This window comes from Pseudomonas sp. B34(2017) (assembly GCF_002112915.1).
GTDB lineage: Bacteria > Pseudomonadota > Gammaproteobacteria > Pseudomonadales > Pseudomonadaceae > Aquipseudomonas > Aquipseudomonas pharyngis.
This window is the reverse complement of record NZ_NEJA01000002.1, coordinates 230,764-253,742: the sequence shown is the minus strand read 5'-3', so window position 1 is coordinate 253,742 and position 22,979 is coordinate 230,764. Positions and strand designations below refer to the sequence as shown.

17 protein-coding genes and 2 pseudogenes are annotated in these 22,979 nt (G+C 56.9%); 7 read left to right on the top strand and 12 right to left on the bottom strand.

The annotated features are described in order from the left end of the window. The first annotated feature begins 119 nt into the window (after nt 1-119). The 3 genes from CAF80_RS06720 (at nt 120) to CAF80_RS29050 (ending at nt 2,921) form a co-directional block, all read left to right on the top strand. Entirely contained in the window at nt 120-1,118 is a 999-nt protein-coding gene (locus tag CAF80_RS06720; protein WP_074690576.1) for an AraC family transcriptional regulator, read from the top strand. Between the two features lie 6 nt (nt 1,119-1,124). Beyond that, nucleotides 1,125-2,177, top strand: coding sequence for an AraC family transcriptional regulator (locus tag CAF80_RS06715; protein WP_074690575.1), 1,053 nt, complete (start codon nt 1,125-1,127; stop codon nt 2,175-2,177). A 276-nt stretch (nt 2,178-2,453) separates the two neighbouring features. Next, nucleotides 2,454-2,921 (top strand): hypothetical protein, encoded by a 468-nt coding sequence (locus CAF80_RS29050; protein WP_235375889.1) that lies wholly within the window; start codon nt 2,454-2,456, stop codon nt 2,919-2,921. A 391-nt stretch (nt 2,922-3,312) separates the two neighbouring features. Here CAF80_RS29050 and CAF80_RS06705 read toward each other — a convergent pair whose 3' ends face one another. The 9 genes and pseudogenes from CAF80_RS06705 to CAF80_RS06660 all read right to left on the bottom strand — a co-directional run bounded on the left by CAF80_RS06705 (nt 3,313) and on the right by CAF80_RS06660 (nt 15,650). After that, on the bottom strand, nt 3,313-3,681 hold the full coding sequence (locus CAF80_RS06705) for a hypothetical protein (protein ID WP_074690574.1): 369 nt from the start codon (nt 3,679-3,681) through the stop codon (nt 3,313-3,315). A gap of 164 nt (nt 3,682-3,845) precedes the next feature. Continuing rightward, nucleotides 3,846-4,379 (bottom strand): hypothetical protein, encoded by a 534-nt coding sequence (locus CAF80_RS06700; RefSeq protein WP_139184870.1) that lies wholly within the window; start codon nt 4,377-4,379, stop codon nt 3,846-3,848. 295 nt (nt 4,380-4,674) lie between these two features. Further along, entirely contained in the window at nt 4,675-8,223 is a 3,549-nt protein-coding gene (locus CAF80_RS06695) for a hypothetical protein (RefSeq protein WP_256578104.1), read from the bottom strand. A gap of 307 nt (nt 8,224-8,530) precedes the next feature. Then, nucleotides 8,531-9,553: pseudogene (locus CAF80_RS29045) on the bottom strand (plasmid replication region). 269 nt (nt 9,554-9,822) lie between these two features. After that, on the bottom strand, nt 9,823-10,290 hold the full coding sequence (gene msrA, locus CAF80_RS06680; protein WP_085667026.1) for a peptide-methionine (S)-S-oxide reductase MsrA: 468 nt from the start codon (nt 10,288-10,290) through the stop codon (nt 9,823-9,825). Further along, a complete protein-coding gene (locus CAF80_RS06675) occupies nt 10,283-11,209 on the bottom strand; it encodes a homocysteine S-methyltransferase family protein (protein ID WP_039768500.1) in 927 nt (308 codons plus the stop codon). The genes msrA and CAF80_RS06675 overlap by 8 nt, the downstream gene beginning before the upstream one ends. After that, nucleotides 11,206-12,183, bottom strand: coding sequence for a glycine betaine ABC transporter substrate-binding protein (locus tag CAF80_RS06670; protein ID WP_305955798.1), 978 nt, complete (start codon nt 12,181-12,183; stop codon nt 11,206-11,208). The genes CAF80_RS06675 and CAF80_RS06670 overlap by 4 nt, the downstream gene beginning before the upstream one ends. A gap of 87 nt (nt 12,184-12,270) precedes the next feature. Next, nucleotides 12,271-14,331, bottom strand: coding sequence for an ATP-binding cassette domain-containing protein (locus CAF80_RS06665; RefSeq protein WP_085667254.1), 2,061 nt, complete (start codon nt 14,329-14,331; stop codon nt 12,271-12,273). 388 nt (nt 14,332-14,719) lie between these two features. Beyond that, nucleotides 14,720-15,650, bottom strand: a pseudogene (locus tag CAF80_RS06660) (LysR family transcriptional regulator). Between the two features lie 145 nt (nt 15,651-15,795). Here CAF80_RS06660 and CAF80_RS06655 point away from each other — a divergent pair. The 3 genes from CAF80_RS06655 to CAF80_RS06645 all read left to right on the top strand — a co-directional run bounded on the left by CAF80_RS06655 (nt 15,796) and on the right by CAF80_RS06645 (nt 19,287). After that, complete coding sequence (locus CAF80_RS06655; RefSeq protein ID WP_085667025.1) at nt 15,796-16,842, top strand: SDR family oxidoreductase; 1,047 nt, start codon at nt 15,796-15,798, stop codon at nt 16,840-16,842. A 58-nt stretch (nt 16,843-16,900) separates the two neighbouring features. Further along, nucleotides 16,901-18,211 (top strand): NTP/NDP exchange transporter, encoded by a 1,311-nt coding sequence (locus CAF80_RS06650; protein ID WP_085667024.1) that lies wholly within the window; start codon nt 16,901-16,903, stop codon nt 18,209-18,211. Between the two features lie 173 nt (nt 18,212-18,384). Continuing rightward, nucleotides 18,385-19,287 (top strand): bestrophin family protein, encoded by a 903-nt coding sequence (locus CAF80_RS06645; RefSeq protein WP_039768508.1) that lies wholly within the window; start codon nt 18,385-18,387, stop codon nt 19,285-19,287. 106 nt (nt 19,288-19,393) lie between these two features. Here CAF80_RS06645 and CAF80_RS06640 read toward each other — a convergent pair whose 3' ends face one another. Continuing rightward, nucleotides 19,394-20,194, bottom strand: a complete 801-nt coding sequence (locus CAF80_RS06640) for an alpha/beta fold hydrolase (protein WP_085667023.1) — start codon at nt 20,192-20,194, stop codon at nt 19,394-19,396. A 229-nt stretch (nt 20,195-20,423) separates the two neighbouring features. Between CAF80_RS06640 and CAF80_RS06635 the strand changes: the two genes are divergently transcribed. Beyond that, nucleotides 20,424-21,314 carry an alpha/beta fold hydrolase gene (locus CAF80_RS06635; RefSeq protein ID WP_239065509.1) on the top strand — a complete coding sequence of 297 codons (891 nt, stop codon included), beginning with the start codon at nt 20,424-20,426 and terminating at the stop codon, nt 21,312-21,314. A 65-nt stretch (nt 21,315-21,379) separates the two neighbouring features. On the opposite strand, the gene CAF80_RS06630 is transcribed toward CAF80_RS06635, so the two are convergent. Both CAF80_RS06630 and CAF80_RS06625 read right to left on the bottom strand, forming a co-directional pair. Then, nucleotides 21,380-21,883, bottom strand: coding sequence for a ferritin-like domain-containing protein (locus CAF80_RS06630; protein WP_039768511.1), 504 nt, complete (start codon nt 21,881-21,883; stop codon nt 21,380-21,382). A 151-nt stretch (nt 21,884-22,034) separates the two neighbouring features. Continuing rightward, nucleotides 22,035-22,964 (bottom strand): ZIP family metal transporter, encoded by a 930-nt coding sequence (locus CAF80_RS06625; RefSeq protein WP_085667022.1) that lies wholly within the window; start codon nt 22,962-22,964, stop codon nt 22,035-22,037. Nucleotides 22,965-22,979: the final 15 nt, after the last annotated feature.

Genomic DNA, 22,979 nt, shown 5'->3' with positions numbered 1-22,979 from the left:
GGTGCTTCGAGTCTGGCCCTCCGAGCGAGGTGAAAGCTTTGCAGATCGCGCCAGCGATTTTGCAAATCGTGCCAGTTCTTTCCGGCCAGCGGCGGCCGGTCATTCTGAGGGTTGAGCGGATGTCCACGGTTCGAGGTACTGCGCTGTTGGGGTTCAAGGCGTTTTGTGCCAGTCAGGGCATCGACCCGGCTTCGGCGCTGGCCGCGGTTGAGCTGCCTGAAGACCCTCTGGATGCTCGACTGTCCGGCGCGCAGTTCAATGCCTTGATTGACTTGTGCGCCCAGCGCTCGCACAACCCGCTATTCGGCGTGCAGTTCGGCTTGCGCCAGGGCACGCAAAGTCTCGGCACCCTGCTTTACGCCATGCGCAGTTCAGGCACGGTCGGCGAGGCGCTGAACCTGCTGACACGTTATTTCCATATCCATAGCGACGGCGCGCTCGTGCAGCTTGAGCGTCAGGCCGGTAACGCCCTGCTGCTATACGACGTCACGGATGGCACCTTTATTTCGGTCCGCCAGACCGTGGAACTGGCGATGGGTATCGCCAGTTGCCTGCTGCGCGAACTGCTCGGGCACGCCTGGCAACCAAAATCGCTGCTGTTGCGCCACAGTGCTCCGGCCAACCGCCTGGCCTATCGCGCCTTGCTCGGGGTAGCGCCGCGTTTCGACAGCCCGGTCAATGCCTGGGTGTTTGATGAGTCATTACTGACGACACCGCTGAGCACGACAGACGCCAGATACCAACAATTGGCCCGGCAACATATCGACGAACTGGCCCGCGTGACGCTGGAGGAATTGCCGTCTTACCTACAAAAAAGGCTGCGCAATGAACTGGCCCACGGCCCGGTCACGCTGCGCGACATGGCCGAGTACATGATGATCAGTCCACGCACCTTGCAGCGCTATCTTCGAGCGCAGGGCTCTGGATTTCAGGCGCTGCTGGACCAGACACGCCGGTCGATGGCCGCGCGCTACCTCTGCGATTCTTCGCTCAGCCTGACGCAAGTGGCGGGTCTGTTGGGTTACGCCGACCTGAGCGCGTTTTCCCGGGCATTCACGCGCTGGAACGGGGTCAGCCCGCAGCAGTGGAAACAACGCATGCAACACTTACCTCGGTAAATCGACATGGCTTGCAACCCGTTCATTCGCGCCATCAGCCTGACAGGTTTCGATCCATTTGCCCGGCGTCAGGGACTGGAGCCGAACCGGATGCTGCGCCAAGCGTGTCTGTCCGTAGCGTCACTGCAGCGCCCGGAAGACATCCTGTCCTTTCGCAATTACTGCCGCTTGTTGACGCTGTGCCGGCAGCGCTCGAACAACGCATTGTTCGGTTTGGAGTTCGGCCTCCATCAGGGAGTCGACGTCTTCGGTGACATGTTTTTCCTGATTCACAACACCCGTACCGTCGGCGACGCGCTGCGCGAACTGCGCGCCAATTTCGCCCTGTACAACGGCGCGGCGCATCTCTATCTGGAGGTGGCCGACGGCATCGCGTTACTGGGTTATCGAGCCGATGAGCAGGAGATCGACGGCCTCGCTCAGGCCGAAGAGCTGGCGTGCGGGGTCGGTCTGCGCCTGATGCAAACCCTGGCCAGTGCACCATGGCAACCCGAGACAATCATGCTCCGCCATGCGCCTTTGGCGGATGAAGGCCTCTATCGGCAGGCGCTAAACATCACGCCGACGTTTTCAGCCGCCCACACGGGATTGCTCTTCAATGCCAGTGTGCTCGCGCAGCCGCTGGATTGCGCCAGTGAAGCCTTGCATCAGCTCATCGCTGAACATTTGGCAGGTATTGAACGTCTGTCCACCGATGCCATGCCGGGATACGTCAGGCAATTGCTGCGCAATCTGTTGCCCAGCGGACGCGCGACGATCGACAGAGTGGCCGATTGCATGGCCGTCACCCCGAGATCCTTGCAGCGCCACCTGGCTGAGGAAAAGACCTCTTTTCAGCAGTTGCTGGACGAGACGCGCCAGCAATTGGCGCGCAAATACCTGCAGGTCCCGACGATCAGTCTGCCGCAGGTAGCGCACCTGCTGGGCTACGCCGATGTCAGTACATTCTCGCGGGCTTTTCATCGATGGTTTGGGGTGTCGGTGCTGGAGTGGTGCAGGCAATTCGGTGTGAACAGACAGCCCTTGCTGCTTCGAAATCGAGTGAAAGAGCGACCTTGAGCGTATTGAAACTGGAACTGTTTCGTATTGGAAGTCAGCACTTGTAGCAAGTTGATTGCAGTTAGGAGGAGTTATCGGCAAAAAATGGACGCTTGTGACAGGAAGCAATTGGACACGAGCCACCGTTGAGAATGTACCGCACCCGACCAACAGTCGCCCTTTCTCCTGGGAGAAGCTATCGGCCAATAGCGGCCTCCGGCAGCAACCGGCCAAAAGCAGACATCTACATTTGGAAAAATGTAGGCTCTACGAATTTCCAGAGAATCAAGGAATGGAATGAGCAACCTACTATCAATTGCAAGCCATAAATCGAAGTACAGCATCGGCTTCTATCCAACCTTTGCCGTTGACGGAGTACCTTTGGAGATTTGGCTGCCTAGGCAAAATCCAGATGCTGAGCTTCACCTTGTAGCGGCCCATTCAGGTTTATACAGCGATGAAGATACCTGGTTGATATGGGATCGGATTTATTCCACTGCGCCGGGATGGAAGACCTTGGTTCCTTTGCTTGTCTGCTCTGATGACTTGGACCTGACCTGTACCGTTATCGTCGCTGAGCAGTCCGCTGATGAGCATCAAGTCCAGTGGTGCCGATTTGGCTTGTTAAGGGATTTGATCACGCTGAAATCCCCTACTGTTGACTGGTACGACGCGATACCGAGCTTGATTTTTGAAAGGCTCCATTATCAGAGCGTACTGGATGAGTTCCGCAAACAAGAAAACATCAAAATGGACTGGGATTAGCTCCATAAGCTGTCTACCTGCGATTAATCTTACCGTTCGTTACGACAGCCTCAGGATAAAAGAAGAGACGTGCGAGCGACTGCTATCGACTTATTCTGTTGAAAAAGTCGGCCATGGTTTCCTCGGCAGAAAAGTAAGCGCGTGAGATTGAAATCTTTGCTTTGGGCAGAGGCGTCCGGATTACGATTTCACGTAAGAGCGTGCAAAAAAGGCGTTTTCACCGATCAACGATGAGACCGTTTCGGCAAAGCGACTTTTTCAACAGAATCGGCTAGAAGCTAGCCCTCGCAAAAGGCAGCAACCGGCCAGAAGCAGTCGTTCAAGGAGGCAGCTATTGACCCACAGCAGTAATCTGAACCGCATTGATCTGAAGCAATGCCTCCTGCCTATCCTAAAATCGTGATGGCAGTTCGTTTCCGGCCTGGGCATCCGAAAAGACCTCATCTGGATCTGCCTGACACCAATATCTGAAAAGTAGGCGAGGCTCGATATTTCCCAAATATTGATCCACGATGCTCTCGGGGCGCACGACCCATTTAGGTTCTGGCCATTGCTGGGCTAAAACACCTAATGGTTTGCCAGATGAATAAACAACCCAAGTGGCCTTGCCTCCACTGATAAGAGGTAGGTAGTCCATATCTTGTATCACTTCGATCAAGGTGCGCAGTGTTGCTGATTGATCGAGTGTGATCGATATTGCATGACTTTCCAGATCATCTCCCGCATGAACGCTATCTCGATCAATGGCAACTACCAACATGACTGCTCCTTTTAGTGGTGTGCTTTCACCAGATCGATCAGCGTAGAGACATCAGCGGCTAGCTGTCGAGTTCGCTTCTAGCCGAAACCTGCCGTACCAGGCTACCGCTTTCGGCCAAAAGCGGTCATTGATATCTACAAAAACGGAGACGATTCGCAGGCCCTTTAGGCAGTCGATATCATTCCGGCCAGGCCTAGGCAGAAATACCCGATCAAAAGGCAAGCTGCGGTCATGCCGCTCACCACAGTCGGAACCAAGAACACGAGCCAGACCTTTTGCGAGCGAGTACTGAAGTCTTGAAAAGCTTTCTCGAATTCGGAAATAACGCTCGCGTGTGGCCGTTTCGACAGAATCGCTTGGGTCGCTCGCATATGTTTGGCGCTCCAAAACATTTTTACGATTTCCCAGGTGATGAACAGGGTAAGGGAAAGCGTGATGGAAAGGCCGCACGCATTGAAAAGCCAAGTGGGTAATTTTCCAGACAAGGTCGACCAGAAGGCGAAGTAGCCGGCGTATCCCGCCACCATGATTAGGTTGGTATATGCATTGGCGTTGTTCATCAGTTTCTCATTGAGTTGGATGAACGCGCTGATCTGCTTCTCTACGATCTGTTCTTGCTTCATCTCAGCAACCTCTTTGACTAGACCATCCACCACGTGGTGTATATCGCGGCACCACCGCTCCCACTCGCTGTTCATTCTGAGCTCCCGATTTTCGGCCATCCGTGTTGTGCTCCACCGCTTGCTATACACACTGGGCGTCCAGCGAAACTTCCACAAGCGGCGAAACTAAGCCTTTACCTATAGAATTTCGCATGTATTTCGAAATACTAAATTTAAATCTGCCTACAACTTCTAGGAGCAGCAAAGTCAGTTTTTTGAATGCAAGTAAGCGGCCGCTATGGTCCATTGCTGCCTGTCGTGCAGGACCGCAGATTTTAAAAGCCTTCTTGATCGTACCCTAATAGACGCGTCTGAATAGAGCCGACGCTCTTTATTCAAAACTTTCTTCCTTATCTCGATCACGGATCTGTTCCTTCTCAATCCAAACGTCGAGGTCAGGAAGCACCCCATCAATCCATTGGCGCACTTCTGCATGTGGGCTTACTTGAAGCCTGAGCACCTGCGACCGGCGCTGAATCAATACATTGGCTAGAGACCCCATCCAGCTTCGCGGGTGCAAACGTGCCCAGTAGTCTCCGAGAAAGGCGTGTTTATCTGGAGCAGCCTCCAATAACTCCAAGAAAACTGGGTCAAAGTCATCACTTTCTTCGCCGTGTTTACGCTTGAACATTGGGATAGCTTGACCTAGCAGCGGATACCTTAACGTGGGATCCATGTTCGCCCACTGACGAAGGAGCGCCGGATCAATTTTCTCAACTGGAGTGTCAGAACTAAAATGCATATCAAATAGATTGGTTATTCCTGACGTCGCTCCGTGGAGTAGGAATGCATCCAACGCGATGAAGGTCTGAGTCTCGAACAATCCTTTGAGCACGTAGTTCAAATCGTAGGGAGAGGCTTGATACGACTCAATGGCCACACTCAGATGATTACATACGTCGCGCGCGGTATCTTCACCTTTAATGCCAGCGCAGCATATGCTCACTACTGTGTACATACCGTAATCGCGTAGTTGTCCGCTTTTGCTGAAATCGGTGCGGCATAGAAGATTTCGACCGGTCTCAATCAGTAGGTGATCCCATTGTTGACCACCTTCTCTATCTCGAAAGAAGTGCATATGTAATATATCGAGCGCGATTTCCACACCTTCTGGCAATTCCGCAATATCAAGAAGGAGCGCACTTAGCTCCTCAGGCGGCGAGTCACCGACAGCGCCATTCGCAATACTGTTGAAGTCCATCGCACGGAGTACGCCCTTGCCAATTGCCCGTCGCAACCGATTGATACCAGCTTTATCAATTCCTACGCGTGCCTGGAGATAGGGCAGACTTGGAGCAAGATCGGGATCGTCAATAGCGGACTCCAACACCGATGATGTGAATGTGGCATCCCGCTGATTTGCTTGGTAGATGAAACCACCTAGCACTGTTGCATTTCGCGTATTTGGAGCGATACGCGCAAATTCACCAACTAGTTCGTGCCACATTTGCGATAGATCAGTCGCCCCTTCCGCAAGACCTTCTCCACATTCAAAGGCGCGTTGCTGATTCGACGCAGGTATTAACTCAACGAGAAACTGCTTACGTGCCTCAGAGTCTTGCCCCAAAAAACTTCCTACCTCCTTCGCCATAAGCGAAGCCTTCCGCCATGGTTTCATTACATCGTCGTCATCTGGGTCGCCATCAATGATGTCCCAGCCGCTGTTGGCGCCACTGAGGACTATGGCGCGTGCCTGATTCAAAAGATCGGACGGTTTCAACCGTTGAATGATTGTCTCGAGCCTTCCCCTGACGTCAGGACGCATAGCCTTCCCTTCGAAACGAAGCGCAGCTCGAAAGCCAAGCCAACCTTCAATCCAAGATTTTTCTTTCGTTAGGGCTACAGCGGCGCTTTCAAGCGCCTCGTGGCAAGCATCGATGGCCCAAATTTCGCGAACTCTGCGTGCGAGGATTTTAGGAGCGTCGTCGATGGCAGGTGAAAGCTCAACTGCGAGCGCAATTGCTGCCGTATACCAATCCCAAGCATCCTTATTGATCTTCGGACTCCAGCCCCAGTCACGAGGACGGGCTCCGAACTCAAAGGTGCTCGATGAAGTGAATTGGCCTGTTTTTAGCAGGGCATCGAGAGCGATTGATGCACAACGGCGCTGCTCTAGATCGATTGACATCGCCAATTGCCGGACGGCGGCATATCGCTGTTCCGGCGATGCCTGTGTCCCTGATAAAAGCAAATGAAAAAGCTCGGCAAACATATTTTGCGCGGAATTACCCTTGTTACCTTCAGGCTCAATAGCTACGAAACGGGCAAGCAACATAGCGGCACGCTCGAAAAGTTGTGGATCGTAACCAAGCATCTTGATTAGGCGGGCCCACTGCCAGCGATCTGTAGAATTAGGTGCCAATACCAGTTCGCCTTTGGCGCTATTCAATTCCCGCTCAATTTTCGCGAGTACCGCATCAGGAGCGACAGGGGCAATGTTGGTTAAGATCTCGAGACCTTGCTTGCCCAACGAAAAAAGATCTCCAAGTGGGCCGTCTACGCAGAGCCAGCGAGCGACCGTTGACTGCGCTTCAGTGCTGTCGTGAAGGAAGCCTATTCTCCGTGAAAGTGACTTCTGCATCCGCGGCGTCAGAGTTTTGCAAAAACGATCGAATTCTTGCTGGGGTATTCTTTCCAGCGCGGATGTCGCTAAGGAGTTGGCGATCGCATGGGGTAGTATTGCGCGCCACCTGCCGCGCGACTGGGCGACTCCGCGACGACCTAACCTGACAAGCGCTGTAAACATGTCATTTGAAGTGACTAAGCGAATGCTTCCAATTTTTGCCAGCTCGCCGTCACTCGAAGTATCTTCACCGTTTAGCGAATAGAAAAGTGAGAGATCTTCCGCCGCAAACAGTAGGGATTGATCGTGTTCGTTACGTTGCTGGAAGATTCGCTCAAACAAATCGCGGCTCTTAAGCTTACCTAAGGTTTCTCCTTTTCTCAGTGTGTCGGCTATTGCCTGAGCAACACGAAAATTACCGTCGCTGAAATTCGCGATCGTGCTCCTGTCTATCTGCGAAATATTGGGGAAGGACTGTTTGAGCCATAGCGAAACCAAGTCGGTTGACGCTGATTGCAGACGGAATACTTCGGTCCGTTCAGGCTCATCATCACCGACATCGTATTCAATAGTCAGAAGACTCACGCTACTTGTGCTGTCAGAGCAGATACGTGCGAGTTCGCTATGTGTGGCTGGATTGCAATTATCTACCACGAGAATCGAGCGCTGGCCTCGCATAACGAGTAGACGCGCCATATCCCGAGCTGTTGGATCAGTCTCGACCGAATAATCCGTGTAAACCGCGAGGCTTGGGTCTAGTGGATCTACCCCAACTTGACTCTCAAAAAGGGCTTGTACCAATCGAGTCTTGCCGAGCCCAGACAAACCGACCAACCGAATACATTGTTTAGGAGCGTGTAATGCAACGCGAAGCTTAGCAATCCCTTCATCGATAGTTAGTTGTGGCCGTTCTGGAAAGCGTTCATCCGTTAGACACGCCTTATCGTCGAAAAGATATATGCCAGGTTCGGCGACAGTTGTCCCGACCCAATTTCCGATACTGCTCCATCCAGTTAAGTTCATGCCGATCCGTAAACGAACCCAAGCCACGATGCCTGGATACTCGTTTACCCAGGTGGCCAACCGGTCCCGATCGTAGAAGTCCGTGTGAAGCTTTCGGGCATCGGCCAGATCACGTAGTTGTTCACGGATCGCTTGGCGTCGATCCGCCAACGGCTTGTCGGCGACTGACCCTTGTGCGCTCACTATGATGTAGGAACCGGACGCAGCAGCAAGCTCGCCAATTACGTGCCGCAGTACGCCTTTTGGACGCATCTCGCTGCGAATCGCGCTGGCGGACATATTGGGCTTTTTCACCTGAAAACCAGTGAGCGCTCTTGGTACGAAGTCGGGTTTTACCATTGCATTAGGGCACTCAACCCGAACATCGAGTCCGCCGTCCGCGGCATCTTGATTACCACCAGCGGTCACGGACGAAAGTGGGCAGTCTTGCGCACGTAATTCTGACAACGCTAGACGCGCCACGAGAGTGCGCAAATCTCCGTCACTCAAGTTTGCGATGTCGGCCCCTGTAATTTCGAACATAGCTAGCAACGACGCCTTAGTTAAATCATTAGGCGATCATAGCTGAGTAAGGAGTATTTAGTTTGTTGCATGGTGCGGGCTAGCAATCGAATTGCTGCTTCATGCCCCAAATCAGGTAGTGCTGATGACTGCTAATGACTGCTAATGGCCGATTTCTGCAGATCACGAATGACCGCTTTTGGCCAATAGCGGTCGCTTTTGAGGGTTTTCTAATGGCCGCTAGCTGACACCTGCGGTTAGTCTTTAGGGTTGCTTGATGTCGGTTTTTTCTGACTCGCGGCTTGCGCTTGATCTCTGGCAGCTGGCGTATCTGAATCAACTGTTGTTCTAAAGTTTCTGCGCGGGCCAACTGCGCCGCCGCACGTTGCTCCGCTCGGCTGAGCTCGCTCTGGGCCGACTCCAACCTACGTCGCAAGTCGTCGCACCTGCGGTTGGCTACTTTTGATTGGCTTACTGCGGCTTTCCCCTCCTCCCGGGCCCGATCAACCTCGCGGTGAGCTCGATCCTCAACGCCACGCAAATAGTTCTCCTGTGTGATTCGCTCCTGCTCGGCCTTGAGTCGTAGCGAATGGAGTTCCTGTTGGAGAATTTGATTTTGCCCCTGGGCATCGTGCCGTTCACGCTTCAAGACATCACGCTGTTGCTGGAGCTCCTCAATCTGGGCCTGCCGCTACACCAACAGAAGGTCCAGGTCAGCCAAGCGAGATTCGGCCGCCTGACGCCCGGCAATTGCTTCTGAAGCCTGATGACGCCTTTTCGCCAGATCCTGATACGTTCTACCTTCAATTTCTGCGAGTCGCTCGCGTTCGGCGTCCAGCACTTGGCGCTGCTCCGCTAAACCCTGTTCGGCGACACCCTGCGCCATGTGGATCGCCTGCTGCCACACAGCGATAAACGCCTGCGACACCTCACTAGGTAACGCCGGCAAACGGTTCTCCCCGCTCAGACGTTCGGCTAAACGTGCCCATCAAATATCTAGGAGCCTACCGACTCTAGCCGGACTTCCCCTACTCAGTTCCAGGCGCACGCGCTCGACCCCATCTCGTCGAACTGAAATTTTAGTTGGTGATGCAGCGCCGTTGCCCATACTCATTCCATTCATCTACGTCCTACTGAACTCAGGCACCCTGCGTACAACATCTCTACGGCGCACCTGCGAGCGAACCAGGCTTTCTATTGCGAGGCGATTCTGGCTTTCTCGACGGTTACGCCATCTGGCTCCAAAGCGGCCGTCAAGCCGACAACCTGGTCGCCAGAATCGGCAAAGCTGAAACGGCACCTTTTCCGCAGATCGATCCGCGTCCCCGCGACCAGTACCTCGCCGAGCAATTGCAACGCCCCGGCCCAGACGGCAAAAGCGTTGCCTATGCATCAAATGGAACAGGCGCTACCACCATGCTTTTCAAGGTAGCGCTGATGTTCTTCATCTGCCTTTTGAAACTCACCCAGTGGCAGGATCACCGTAGCCACTGGCTTGCCCAGCTGGCCACTGGCATCCAGCTGCTGCCTGGCGACAAGTGCCAGTCGGGCCTGCTCGGCACTGTTGAAAAACAGCGCGGAACGGTATTTCGCCCCGACGTCCGCGCCCTGCCGGTCGACTGACGTTGGATCGTGCAGTGTCCAGAAGTGCTCGACGAGACGGCTGTAGGAAATGGGTCGGGGGTCGAAGTCGACTTGCACGACTTCGATCAGGGTGGCGTCGCCCAAGTCTGACCGCGCGAATCCGACGCGGGTGTCGAGCACACCCGGCAATGCCCGGAATGAGGCTTCCGCCCCCCAGAAGCAGCCGGCACCGAATGTCGCCTGCTCTGACAGAACGTCGCCTGAAAAATCACTCATGCGCGGCCTCCTCACCCTTTAGATAGTGCAGGTGCAAATGCAACTGGGCGATATGCTCCGGGCCGATTCCACAGCATCCGCCGACAATGCTGGCCCCTGCGGCAACCCATGATTTCGACCAGTCCAGGTAGGACTCGGGGCCCAGATCGCGCCGAATTTCCAACAAATCGCTATTGGCCTCGGCTTTGGCACTGACAGGGGGGAAAGCATTGGCATAAACCCCCAGTTCGACAGGATGATCCAGGTTTTCAATCACAGCGCGGGCCTCAATCAAGGCCGCGGCCATCACTTCCGGCTGGCTGCAATTGAAGAGCACCGCCTTGGCCCCCAGCTCAGCCGCCACGCGAACCGCATCAGCAACGGCCTCGTTTGAGCGTAATCGCGGTTCCCGGCCCTCTTCGTCCAACAACGTGAATGACACCCAGAGTGGCGCGGGATCCGTTCCGAGGGCTTCGACCACCGCCCGCACTTCAGCAATGGAGCTTTGCGTTTCGGCCAGCCACACATCGACGTGCGCCTGTAATCCGGCAATGAGTTCGCGGTGGATCGCTACTGAACGCTGATGATCGAACAGATCCGGCCGGTACGACCCCAACGCCGGCGGCAACGACCCGGCCACGGTGACCGCATCGGTACTTTCGCCGGCGGCCTGCCGCGCCAAGTGTCCGGCGCGCTCAGCCAGCGCTCTTCCCTGCTCGGCAAATCGCTCGTCGCCAATATGAAAAGGCACCACCGCATAGCTGTTGGTGGTGATGATCCGGGCGCCCGCTGTCACGAACGCCTGATGCGCCTGCAGTACATACTCGGGCGCTTCGATCAGCGCGAGGGCCGACCACTCCGGTTGACGGAACGGCGCGCCGATTCGCTTCAACTCCCGCCCCATGCCGCCATCGAGCACACGTACGTTCGCTCTGGTCATTGGGCTGAACTCACTTGCTGCGCTTGACCTGCAAACCACTGGTCAACAGTAGAAGGGTTGGCTTGAACCCAGGCTTTGGCGGCGACGTCTACTGGCTGTTTCTCCTTTTCGATCTTCTGGATCAGTCCGTTCAACTGTGCCGGGTCGATGGAGAAATTGTGCAGGAACTCGGCAATTTTCGGCGCGCGCTTTTGCAGTGCTGTGGAAGCCAGGACGTACACCTTGGCATCCGGGAAGGCGCAGGTGATGTGGCTCTTGTTCAGCCAGTCGGGATCGACGGTCGGGCTGATGAATTTCCAGCAGCCATCCGCCTTGTAAAGAGGATCTTCTTTTTTGTTGTCCTGGGCGTAGCCATCGAACGCGGGCTCTTCCAGGCGACGCAGATCATAGGCCGAGAAAATCCAGTCAGGGGTGTAGGCGTAGAACACCACGCCGCGTTGCGCCTTGTAAGCCGAGGCCAGTTTGGCGTAAGTCACCGAGGCTTCCGTCGACACGGATTCGAATTTATCGGCGAAGCCGTAATCCTTGGCCTTGATCTGGCCGATATAGGTCGACTCCCAGCCCGCCGGCCCCACCAGCAGTTCGGCCTTGCCGCCGCCCAAAGGCTCGAAGAGCTTGGCCACGTCCGGTTTTTTCAAGTCGTAGATCGATTTGACGCCGTACTTGTCTTGCAGATAACCGGGAATGTAGAAGCCTTGTTCGCCGGTATAAGGGTGAGCATTGGGCACCAGTGAGCGGGTGCCGCCGGTGACGTACTTGGCCCACGCCGCCGACTGATTGGGCAGCCAGATGTCCGTCAGCACATCCACAGACCCGTCGCCCTTGGCCGCCGCACTGAACAGCACCGGCACGTCCCCGGCGAGATACGACACATCACCGTCCAGACGACTTTTGATCACCTCACCCAAAATGTGTTGAATGGCGATGGCCCCCGTCCAGTTCTGCTCGCCAATGACAATTTTGTCCTTGGCCATCACGCTGGCCGGCACGATCAGGGAAGCCAGCACTGCAACCGCACTCAGGTTACGCAATAGATGTTTTGTCACGATAAGTCTCACAGTTCAGTTATGCAGATGGTCTTGCTTGCGCAAGCTCGATTGAATGATTCGATCGGGGATCAATGCACACAGCACGATCGCCACGCCGGCCAGCACGCCCTCGCCGCCCTTGATATTGCGCAACGCCGTCATGACGTCGTAACCCAACCCTCCAGCGCCGATCAGGGCAGCAACCACCACCATCGACAGGCTCATGACAATGGTCTGATTGATCCCCAGCAACAGGGATCGTCGCGCCAGCGGCAGTTGCACCTTCACCAGGGTTTGCCAGGGGGTTGCTCCATGGGCGATCGCCGCTTCCACGGCATCCTTCGGGACTTCCTGAATGCCCAGAGACGTCAGACGAATCATCGGTGCCAGGGCAAAAATCACCGTTGCAATGACCGCCGGGGTCTTGCCTACCGAAAAGAACGCCACAGCGGGAATCAGATAGACAAAGGTCGGCAGGGTCTGCATGACATCCAGCAAAGGCGTGAGCAGCCTGCGGGCAAATGGCCGCTTCGCCAGCAGAATGCCGGTGGGTACGCCGATGACCAGTGCGATCAGCACCGACGAACCAACCAGCGCCAGCGTGGCAATTGTCCGCTCCCAAAACCCGAACAGGCCGATATACAACAACGCAGCGCTGCTGGTGAGCGCCAGGGCCAAGCCCGCCGAGCGCCAGGCCAGCAATACCAGCGCCAGCGCGCAAACCGGCCAGGGCAGCCAACCGAGCAGGGATTCGATCCCTTCAATGACCGTGCGAACCGCAACGATCACGCCGACAAAAGCGCTCTCGAATGTCACCTGTGACCAACCAATAAAATCATCCAGGCTCTGTGCAGTCAGTAACAGCGCCTGGCGGCTGGCCGGGAACTGCAAGAACGCCTGGGTGGTATCGGGCGTCAACACGCGCCAGATCACCAATGCCTGACTGACCAGCAGCACCGCCAGCGGCAACGCCCAACTCGAAACGGCGCGCCGCACCGGTTGACGGCCCAGCGAATACGCGGTGAAACGACTGGCCGCCAGCACGGCCAATCCCACCACGACCGATATCCAGGATGCGCTCGCAATGCCTTGCACCGCAGTGGCCAGGGCTGCGAGTTCTGCGGCGAACCCGAGCCAGAACAACCCGCCTCGACCCCGCGCCGCCAGCGCTGCCGGCCCGAGCAACAGGGCTTGCCAGCCGCGCAAGCCCGGCTGAACCGGTTGCTCCTTCGGTGCCGTTTCGGGAACCTGACGTACCGCGCCACCGGCATCGTGCAATACCGGTGCGGCTGGAAGGCAATCGCGGAAAAAATCCGCGACCTCAGCATCGGCCGGCGTCTCGAGCAGCTGTTTCGGGGTGCCCGACTGCACCAGACGTCCCTGGCGCAATACCGCTATCCGGTCAGCGAGACGGACCGCTTCGGCAGGATCGTGGGTGACCAGCAACGTGGTGATCCCGCGCTCGCGTACCAAGGCCAAAAAGTGGCTTTGCAGGTCTCGCCGGATGGTCGGATCCAGTGCGCTGAAAGGCTCGTCCATCAGGAGAATATCCGGATCAGTCACCAATGCCCGCGCAAGTCCGACCCGTTGCTGCATACCGCCGGACAACTCGTGGGGATAATGCTCGCCCCATCCCTCCAGGCCCATCGCCTGTAACTGTCGGGTGGCCGCTGCGTGCCGGACGGCCTCGGATTCGCCGCGCAACTCCAGAGGCAGCGCAACGTTGTCCAGCACCGTGCGATGGGGCAAAAGACCAAAATGCTGGAACACCATGCCGATTCGCCGCGAGCGCAAATCCCGCAACGCTTTGTGGCTCAGGCCACTGATAGCCTGACCTTCAATCAAGACCTCACCGCTGGTGGGTTCGATCAAACGATTGATATGGCGAAGCAAGGTCGATTTGCCGCTGCCGGAGGTGCCCATCAGGCACAGCACTTCGCCGCGCCGAACCTTCAAGCTGACATGGTTGACAGCCGGCAATGGCGATCCGCCTTTGCGCAGATAAGCTTTAGTGACGCCTCGCAGTTCGAGGACAACATCGCCCTCCTCGGCGCTATCGTCGATGGGTGGGGCCAATCGTTCAGGCAAGTCGATCTGTACCGTTGCCAAAGAGGTTTGAATAAGTGTCACGAGGGCTCCGGGCAACAAACCGTTGACGGCCTGATGTGTGGCCGTACCAGGGTAGAAAAAATGGACAGGAGCCTCAGACAACGACCGCGAACGGGGTCGGCCTGAGGCAAAACGAACACCGCAAGCGAGGCGCTGCACGTTTCCTTTGCTAAAAGCTAAACGATCTTAAAAAGATTAAATAAATATCTTTTTGGAATGAGCTTAGGTCTTCCCATTGGCATCAAAGCAGCGACGCGCGCAGGTCTTGGCGTCACCGCCAGAAGCATGGAAATGGTACGGCCTTGGGTTGCTGCAGTGTTCGTTGGGGCTGATTGACCCTGAGCGGACACGCAGGTTGCTGTTGATGCAGGCCTTACGACACGGCGCTGAAGACGCTTGAGCTCTCTGCGAGTTGCCGCTCGGCCCGCAGAAAATCTACAAACGCCCTGAGCGGCGAAGGCATGTGACGGCGCCCGTGATAGTAAAGAAAAGGACCGTCGAAGGCCTGCCACCAGTCCTCGAGAATCGGCACCAGTCGACCATCGGATAGCGGCTCGCGCAGAAAATCCTCGAAGGTATACGATGCCCAGCCCGTTGATGGCCGATTGGATTTTCAAATCGTGCGATGACGTCAGCAATTGTCCTTGAGGCGGGATACGCACAACACGGCCGTCTCGGTGGAACTCAAACACGCCCACTTTTCCACTCTCGAAGCGATGCCCGAGCAGGTCATGGCCCGGCAGTTCTTCGGGCTGAGTAGGCGTCCCACGTTCAGCCAGATAGCGCGGGGCGGCCGCCGCAACGAAGCGCTGGCGACGTGGGCCGATGGGAACGGCGATCATGTCCCTGGCCAAGCTCTCTTCATAGCGCACGCCGGCGTCATACCCGCCAGCGTTGACGTCGACAAATGTATTGTCCATGACGACTTCGACGTTGCCCCCTGGATAAAGACGCAGAAAACGCGCCAGCAGGTCGGGCAACAAAAAGCGGGCCACCGGCACTGGCACATTGAGCTTCAGAGTGCCGACCGGACGCCGAGCGTCGTCGTCCAGATCGTTGAAAGCAGCGTCGATTTCTTGCAAGGCCGGGCGCAGGCGCTCGAGCAATCGCTCGCCGGCCGCCGTTGGCGTGACGCTGCGCGTAGTTCGATTGAGCAGGCGCAAGCCCAGGTCGCCTTCCAGCCGACGTATGCAATCGCTCAGCGACGAGGCGGACAAACCCCGCTTCTGCGCCGCAGCTCGAAATCCCCCTGCCTCGACCACCGCAGCAAATATCGACACATCGGTAAGGTTTGGTTTACGCATGGATTATTCCTCCGCAGGCGGTTGACTGTACGCCATGCCGTACGGGCCATCCACCAATGCCCGACTTATCCTCGCGCACTCGTACACCGATACTGCTCACTCGCCCCGCAAACCGGGAACCTACAACGCGAATGAGAATTCCCCGATGGTTCATTCACCCGTTACGCCGAGCATTACCGCAACCCAACGCATCCTCAAGGCCTTCCGGATGCTGTTCGCCATTTCCGCGCTGGCCAGCACACTGGCTGCGCAAGCCACTTCCCGAACAGAGCCGAAGCCGGACTGGTCAACCCAGGACATGCCCAGCCAGAATGGCCGCATCGTGCTGGTGACTGGAGGGACCAGCGGCATGGGCTATGAAGACGCGCTGGCCCTGACGCGAGCCGGTGCCGAGGTGATCATCGCCGCACGGAACGCCGAGCGCGGCCGCGAAGCGATCGCAAACATCAGGCAAGCCGTGCCCAAGGCGCGTGTGCAATTCGAAACGCTGGATCTTGCCAATCTGCAATCCGTGCGCGACCTCGCCAACCGTCTGCAAGGGCGTCTGCCAAGGCTCGACGTGCTCATCAACAACGCCGCCATCATGTCGCCGCCTGTTAGAGGCGTTTCGGCCGACGGCTACGAGATGCAGCTGGCGACCAACTACCTGGGGCATTTCGCCTTGACCGGCCTGCTGATGCCTCTGCTACGCAAAAGCGACGATGGTCGGGTAGTCAGTCTGTCGAGCATCGCCGCAGGGCGCGCCGTCCTGAACTTCGATGACCTGCAGGCTGAGCGCGCTTACGACCCGTTCACCACCTACAGCCAATCGAAACTGGCGGTACTCAAGTGGAGTATTGAGCTGCAGCAGCGCAGCGATGCCGCCGGTTGGGGCATACGCAGCATCGCCGCTCACCCCGGCGTTGCCGTGACCGAACTGATCGCCCGAGGGCCTGGCCTGGACAGTGAATTCGGCAAACAATGGGCTGTAGAGCGGGACATGTACCATTCCGCAGCGCAGGGCGCACTGCCCACGCTGTATGCGGCGACGGCGCCGGAGGCCGTCGGCGGAGCCTACTACGGGCCCACCGGTGATAACGAGAAGCGCGGGCCGCTGGGCTTCGCCAAGATGCCTCCGGCCGCTGCCGATCGCTCGAATTCCGACGCGCTGTGGCAACTTTCCGAGCGTCTGACCGGCGTGACCTACCGCTGATCAACCCGGCACGGGCAAGCCGCGTGCCATTGCCTCGACACTCCTACAGGAGCGCAACATGGATATGTCCCTTCTCGCCCAACGCACGGGCGCCATCATCAATGCCGAGGCTCACGAGCTGCGTCCCGCGCTCAATGGCTTTGTACTGTTCGTTTGCCTGTTCGCCGGCTATTTCATGCTTCGTCCGATCCGTGAATCGATGGGCATCACTGCCGGCGTCGAGAACCTGCAGTGGCTGTTCACCGCGACCTTCTTCGTCATGCTGGCGGCCGTTCCGCTGTTCGCCTGGCTCAGCGCACGCGTGCCGCGCCTGCATTTCGTAGACTGGGTGTACGGATTTTTCTGCGCCAACCTGCTGTTGTTCGCCGCCTTGTTCCTGGGCGAGGAAAGCCCGTGGCTGGCGCGAGTGTTTTACGTCTGGATATCGGTCTACAACCTGTTTGTGGTATCGGTCGCCTGGAGCCTGATGGCCGATGTATTCGACAGTGCCCAGGCCAAACGCCTGTTCGCTTTCATCGCGGCGGGCGCCAGCGTGGGTGGCCTGAGCGGCCCTGCTCTGAGCGCCTTGCTGATCGGTCCGCTGGGCGAGTCCGGCCTGATGCTGCTGGCCGCTGTTTTGCTGGGCGCTGCGATGTTGTTCAAGCGCCAGTTGATGCGCTGGCGTAATCGGGGTGGCGCAGGACGCCCAGGTGCAGCGCCGAGCGAAAGCCCCCGCAGGCCGTTGCCGGGCAATCCCTTCAGCGGGATGACGGCCATTTTGAAATCACCTTATCTGTTCGGCATCTGTGGCTTTGTGGTGCTGCTGGCCACGGTCACCACTTTCCTCTACTTCGAGCAGGCACGTGTTGTCGCCGACCACTTCCCGGACCGCGAGTCGCAGGTGCGCGTGTTCGGCATCATCGACTTTGTCGTGCAGGCGGGCGCCTTGCTCTGTCAGTTGTTCATCACTGGACGCGTCGCCCAAAAGCTAGGTGTCGGCGTGTTGCTGGCAATGGTCCCGCTGGTCATGTGCGCGGGGTTTGTCGGGCTGATCTTCGCGCCCGGCTTTGGCCTGATCGCCGCGCTGATGATCGTGCGCCGCATCGGTGAGTACGCCCTCGTTCGCCCAGGCCGGGAGATGCTGTTTGCCCCGCTCGATGCCGAAAGCAAGTACAAGGCAAAGAACGTCATCGACACCGTGGTCTACCGCGCCGGCGACGCCATCAGTGCTTGGGCGAAAAGCGCGCTGGACGCGCTCGGCCAAGGTGCAGGCATGGCAGCGCTGGTCGGCGCGTTGTGTGCACTGCTATGGGGGCTGCTGGGATGGCGGCTCGGCGAGCGGGCGGACCGACGATCCAGTGTGTCGGCAGCGCGGCAAACCCCCGCCTAGCGTTCAAGAGTCTTTGAGAGAGCGGACGAACAACTTTTTGCTCGGTCGCTCTGTCCGTTCCCTTCTGCATTCACAGATTGACTGACGGTTGGCTGCTTCACCAGGGAACTGCCGGTGCCAGGCATCGTCCGAGCTTAAGCGTTTAAGCAAACTGCTCGCCACGAGGTTTCCGTTTGAAAGCTGCCATCGTCAAAAAATACCGCCTGATCATCAAGACCCTGGGCTACGTGGGCTGGTCTCTGTTCTGGTTGCTGCTGTGGGACATCGCCGTCACCGTCGACTTCATGCTGTTCCTCAACGCCAAGCTGAACCTGCCGCTGATGCCGCTGACCTTGCTCGGTTCGGCGTTGATCGTATTGATCAGTTTTCGCAACAGCAGCGCCTACAACCGCTGGTGGGAAGCGCGGACGTTGTGGGGGGCGATGATCAACAACTCCCGCAGCTTCGCCCGGCAGGTGCTGACGCTGCTGGACGATGCCGGCGGCGAGGTGAATCCGGTCAAATCCACTCTGCTGCGCCGCCACGTCGCGTATGTGAACTGCCTCGCCGCGCATCTGCAAGGCCAGCCTTGTCCCGACGAGGTGCGGGCGTTTATTCCCGCCGAAGAGTTCGCCCGCAGTGGCACGACCAATAACTTTGCCAACGATATCCTCACCGGCTCCGCGACTTTGCTCGCCAAGGAATACAAGGCCGGGCATCTGGACAGTATTCGCCTGGCGCGGCTTGAGTCGACGCTGGTCGACCTGTCCAACAGTCAGGGCGGCATGGAGCGGATCGCCAATACCCCGCTGCCCTACCCTTACGTCTATTTTCCGCGGCTGTTTATTTCGCTGTTCTGCCTGATCGTACCGGTGGGACTGGTCGAATCCCTGGGCTGGTTCACGCCGCTGGCGTCGACCGTGGTGGGATTCATGCTGCTGGCCATCGAACGCATCGGCACCGATCTGCAAAGCCCGTTTCGCCACAGCGAACACCAGATTCAAATGGAAGCACTGTGCGAAACCATTGAAAAGAACTTGCAGTCGATGCAACGTGATTCGTTGGGTGATGTGCGCAGGCTTGAGGAGCACGCGTGAGACGCTGCTTCAGCATCAGCGTGTAGCGGGTCTCCCCTTTTCTTTATCAGGTACAGAGCGACTATTGATGAGACGAGCGTGTGCGCTCCAGGCCAGCCTTGGTGTTTCAGTTCGCGATCCTCGGTGCCTTCTCTTCATCGTCGTAATGGCGGCAAAGAAATTCGCGGACCAGGACGGCAGTTCGTCCAGCGCTGGTCACCACAAAGAAATGTCCCTCACCTTTCAGAAGGCGAAGTTCTGAACGTCCAATTGTGCGGCGCAGGACATGGCCGTTGTACGCCTGTATTAACGGATCGCGGTCGCCGGCAAGAATCAGCGTGCGTTGAAGCAGTCGGGACAAGCGAAGCAGGCTTGTCCATCCGATCAAGGCTGCGAGCTGGAAATAGTAGGTTCGCGGATTAACAGAGAGCATGCCCTTCATTACACCGAACCGCAGCAGCGTCTGAACTGAATGGCCGGATCGTTCTTGCTGGTGCGTTTTGGTGTTTTTGCTCTTGCGGACAAAATCCATAACGTCTGCAGGCTTCATCAACAGCAATGGGCCGGGAGAGGTCGCCGCGAGGATCAACCTGCGTACCCTGCTCGGGTAACGAAGAGCGAACTCCTGAGCCAATGCACCTCCCCAACTCACACCGAACACATCGACCTGGTCGATCCCCAATTGCTCAAGCATCCCGGCAATCACGTCGGCATGGCGTGGCAGGCGAAAGGGCCAACGGGGCATTTGCGACTTGCCGACTCCGGGCACGTCCAGCGTGATGGTCATGAAGTCGTCAAGTTCATTGCGCAGCGGATCGAAGGTACGAATCAAACCACCCAAACCATTGAGCAAAAGCAGCGGAGAGCCTTGACCGCAGATCGACACGTTCAACTGCAAGCCCTTCGTTGTCAGCCTGTGCGTTGTCATGATTTCTCCTTGCTGCACGTAATTGAGAGGCAGTGTAGGTGGGAGTTAGCAGGTGGTTCAGAGCAGCACTGCAGCGGCGTCCTTCATAAAAGCTTCGATGCTTTTTAGACCCGGCGCTATCACGAATGATCCAGCTGAGCGAGGCACGGAAAAGGAACCCTTACTCATGCGCGACGCCTAATTATTGACCCTGAATCAGCTGGTGGGGGTCATTGTTAATCGAAGAGCGGTGGACACCGCCAAGGACATTGAGATGTTCGATGGCTTTTCTCTCGATACCGTGAAACTTCCAGAGGCGACCCTCAGAGTCAGGCATGGTGGGAGCGGCTCGCCCGTTTTGTTACTCCATGGGCATCCTAGAACTCATGCGACCTGGCATCGCGTTGCTCCACTCCTGGCAAAAAAACATTACGTTGTCTGCCCAGACCTTAGAGGCTTTGGGCAGTCATCAAAGCCTGAGGATACACCCGATCATGCAGGTTCCTCGAAACGCGCCAAGGCACGGGATTGCATCGCCCTGATGCGCCATCTGGGTTATCAGCGGTTTGCCGTGATTGGTCATGATCGAGGTAGTTACACCGCCTTTCGCATGGCAATGGATCATCCCGAAGTCGTTACTCATCTCGGCATATTGGACGGCGTACCGATTCTGGAAGCTCTCGAACGCTGCAACGCTCAGTTCGCGACAAAATGGTGGCATTGGTTCTTCTTCGGTCAACCTGACATACCGGAACAGGCAATCCTGGCTGACCCTGATCGATGGTACGGCGGCACCGCCGAGGCGATGGGTGCAGACGCTTACAGGGACTATCAAGCAGCCATCCATGACCCGGCGACCGTTCATGGCATGGTCGAAGATTATCGAGCAGGCCTCGGAATCGACCGTACTCACGATGAAGTCGATCGCCGAGAGAGCCGCAAGGTTGAGTGCCCGACCATGATTTTATGGTCGCTACGTGATGATCTGGAACTTCTGTACGGCGATGTTTTAGCCGTGTGGGAACCATGGACAACACAACAAAATGGTCGTGGAGTTGACTGTGGGCATCACATGGCGGAGGAAGTGCCGGACGAGCTTGCGAGAGAAATAATCGAGTTCCTGGGTCAATGGCGAGACTGATTACCAATGAAAAAAGGTGACGATGTTGCCACCGTCACCAAAGGTCAGATCTCAATGCGCCCTGTTCATCCTTTCTTTTCCAGAGTCGCGGCTTGATTACCACCTTGCTCGGCAATCTTGCTCAGTTTCTCGTCGGCACCCTTTTCCTCAACGAGCGTGGCAGCCAATAGCGAGGCTGCGTCGTCAAGTTTTAGATGCTTAGCCATCGCTATCAAGGTGCCATAGGCGGCAATTTCGTAGTGCTCCACTTTTTGCGCTGCGCCAATCAACGCGGCATCGAGCACGGCGCCTTTGTCGATTTCTTCCAGCAGCTCCTTCGACTCTTCAACCAAGCCTTCCATGGCGACGCATTTCATGCGCTTGAGTTTTATCCCGGTCAGTTCCACGAGCTGATCAATGCGTTCAATCTGCCCATGGGTTTCTTCCAAGTGAGAGGTGAAGGCCTCCGCCAACAACGGGTTGGTCGCAGCCTTCGCCAGGCGTGGCAGTGCTTTGGTAATTTGCTTTTCCGCGCTGTAAACATCGGACAGCTCATGGATAAACAAATCTTCGACAGTTTTTCTCGCCATTTTCAAACTTCCTTTTGGTCGGTAAGGCGTCGCCGGGTGGGGCGTTCGCATGGAGTCAGCCTGCAAGTAAAACTGGCCTTGCATGGAAACTGACTCACCTCAAAGAAGTGGTGTTCAGAAAATCTTTGAAATGATGGATGGGAGGTAAAGGTCAACCCAAAGCCGTGTCGAGAAACATCATCACCCCGAAACCGAGCATCAACCCCAAGGTCGCAGGTGTCTCATGACCGTTGCGATGGGTCTCGGGAATGACCTCATGGGACACCACAAAAATCATCGCGCCCGCCGCCAGACCAAGCGCTATGGGATATCCCAATGCGAAGCTGCTCGAAATCCCCAAGCCGATGATCGCGCCAATGGGTTCCATCAACCCTGAGCCCACCGCAATAAGCGCAGCGCGAAGCGCTGAAATCCCGGTCACGCGTAACGCAAGCGCCACCGCCAGGCCTTCGGGAATGTCTTGAATGGCGATGGCAGTGGTTAGCGGCAATCCCACCTTCATATCGCCATTGGCAAAGCTCACTCCAATGGCCATCCCCTCCGGCAAGTTATGCAGCGTGATTGCCAGAACAAACAGCCATACGCGATTGATGCGCTGCGCCTCGGGCCCACGGCGACCGCTTTTCTCATGTTCGTGAGGAACGAATCGATCCAGACCGACCATCAGCGCTACCCCCAGTCCCAATCCTGCGACGACGACACAGGCTGCGAGCAACTGGTTACCGTACAGCGCCTGGGCGGCTTCGATGCCCGGAAGAATGAGCGAAAACGAACTGGCGGCCAGCATCATTCCGGCGGCGAAGCCGAGCATGATGTCCTGCGTTCTGGCGGCGATATCGCGTAACGCAATCGCTGCCACCGCACCTATGGCCGTGGCAGCGAAGCCTGACATGCCGCCGAGAAATGCAAAGTGCAGATTTTGTTTGTTGGCGCCGACGAAGGCGCCGTACCCGCTGATCAGCAAGCAAAGCGTCACGCCAATCAGAATTGACCAGAAGGCTAGCCCGCCCCATCCGGATTTTGAGAGTCGAACAAACCGTGAGCGAAGTGTTGCGCCAGATGAGGTCAACGGCTCGGACATCGCACCCTCCTGTTT

What these genes read in the sequence shown, in the direction of transcription:
- CAF80_RS06720 (WP_074690576.1), top strand. Translation starts at nt 120, where the DNA reads ATGTCCACGGTTCGAGGTACTGCGCTGTTGGGGTTCAAGGCGTTTTGT.
- CAF80_RS06715 (WP_074690575.1), top strand. Translation starts at nt 1,125, where the DNA reads ATGGCTTGCAACCCGTTCATTCGCGCCATCAGCCTGACAGGTTTCGAT.
- CAF80_RS29050 (WP_235375889.1), top strand. Translation starts at nt 2,454, where the DNA reads ATGAGCAACCTACTATCAATTGCAAGCCATAAATCGAAGTACAGCATC.
- CAF80_RS06705 (WP_074690574.1), bottom strand. Translation starts at nt 3,681, where the DNA reads ATGTTGGTAGTTGCCATTGATCGAGATAGCGTTCATGCGGGAGATGAT.
- CAF80_RS06700 (WP_139184870.1), bottom strand. Translation starts at nt 4,379, where the DNA reads ATGAACAGCGAGTGGGAGCGGTGGTGCCGCGATATACACCACGTGGTG.
- msrA (WP_085667026.1), bottom strand. Translation starts at nt 10,290, where the DNA reads ATGAGTGATTTTTCAGGCGACGTTCTGTCAGAGCAGGCGACATTCGGT.
- CAF80_RS06675 (WP_039768500.1), bottom strand. Translation starts at nt 11,209, where the DNA reads ATGACCAGAGCGAACGTACGTGTGCTCGATGGCGGCATGGGGCGGGAG.
- CAF80_RS06670 (WP_305955798.1), bottom strand. Translation starts at nt 12,183, where the DNA reads ATGGCCAAGGACAAAATTGTCATTGGCGAGCAGAACTGGACGGGGGCC.
- CAF80_RS06655 (WP_085667025.1), top strand. Translation starts at nt 15,796, where the DNA reads ATGGTTCATTCACCCGTTACGCCGAGCATTACCGCAACCCAACGCATC.
- CAF80_RS06650 (WP_085667024.1), top strand. Translation starts at nt 16,901, where the DNA reads ATGGATATGTCCCTTCTCGCCCAACGCACGGGCGCCATCATCAATGCC.
- CAF80_RS06640 (WP_085667023.1), bottom strand. Translation starts at nt 20,194, where the DNA reads ATGACAACGCACAGGCTGACAACGAAGGGCTTGCAGTTGAACGTGTCG.
- CAF80_RS06630 (WP_039768511.1), bottom strand. Translation starts at nt 21,883, where the DNA reads ATGGCGAGAAAAACTGTCGAAGATTTGTTTATCCATGAGCTGTCCGAT.
- CAF80_RS06625 (WP_085667022.1), bottom strand. Translation starts at nt 22,964, where the DNA reads ATGTCCGAGCCGTTGACCTCATCTGGCGCAACACTTCGCTCACGGTTT.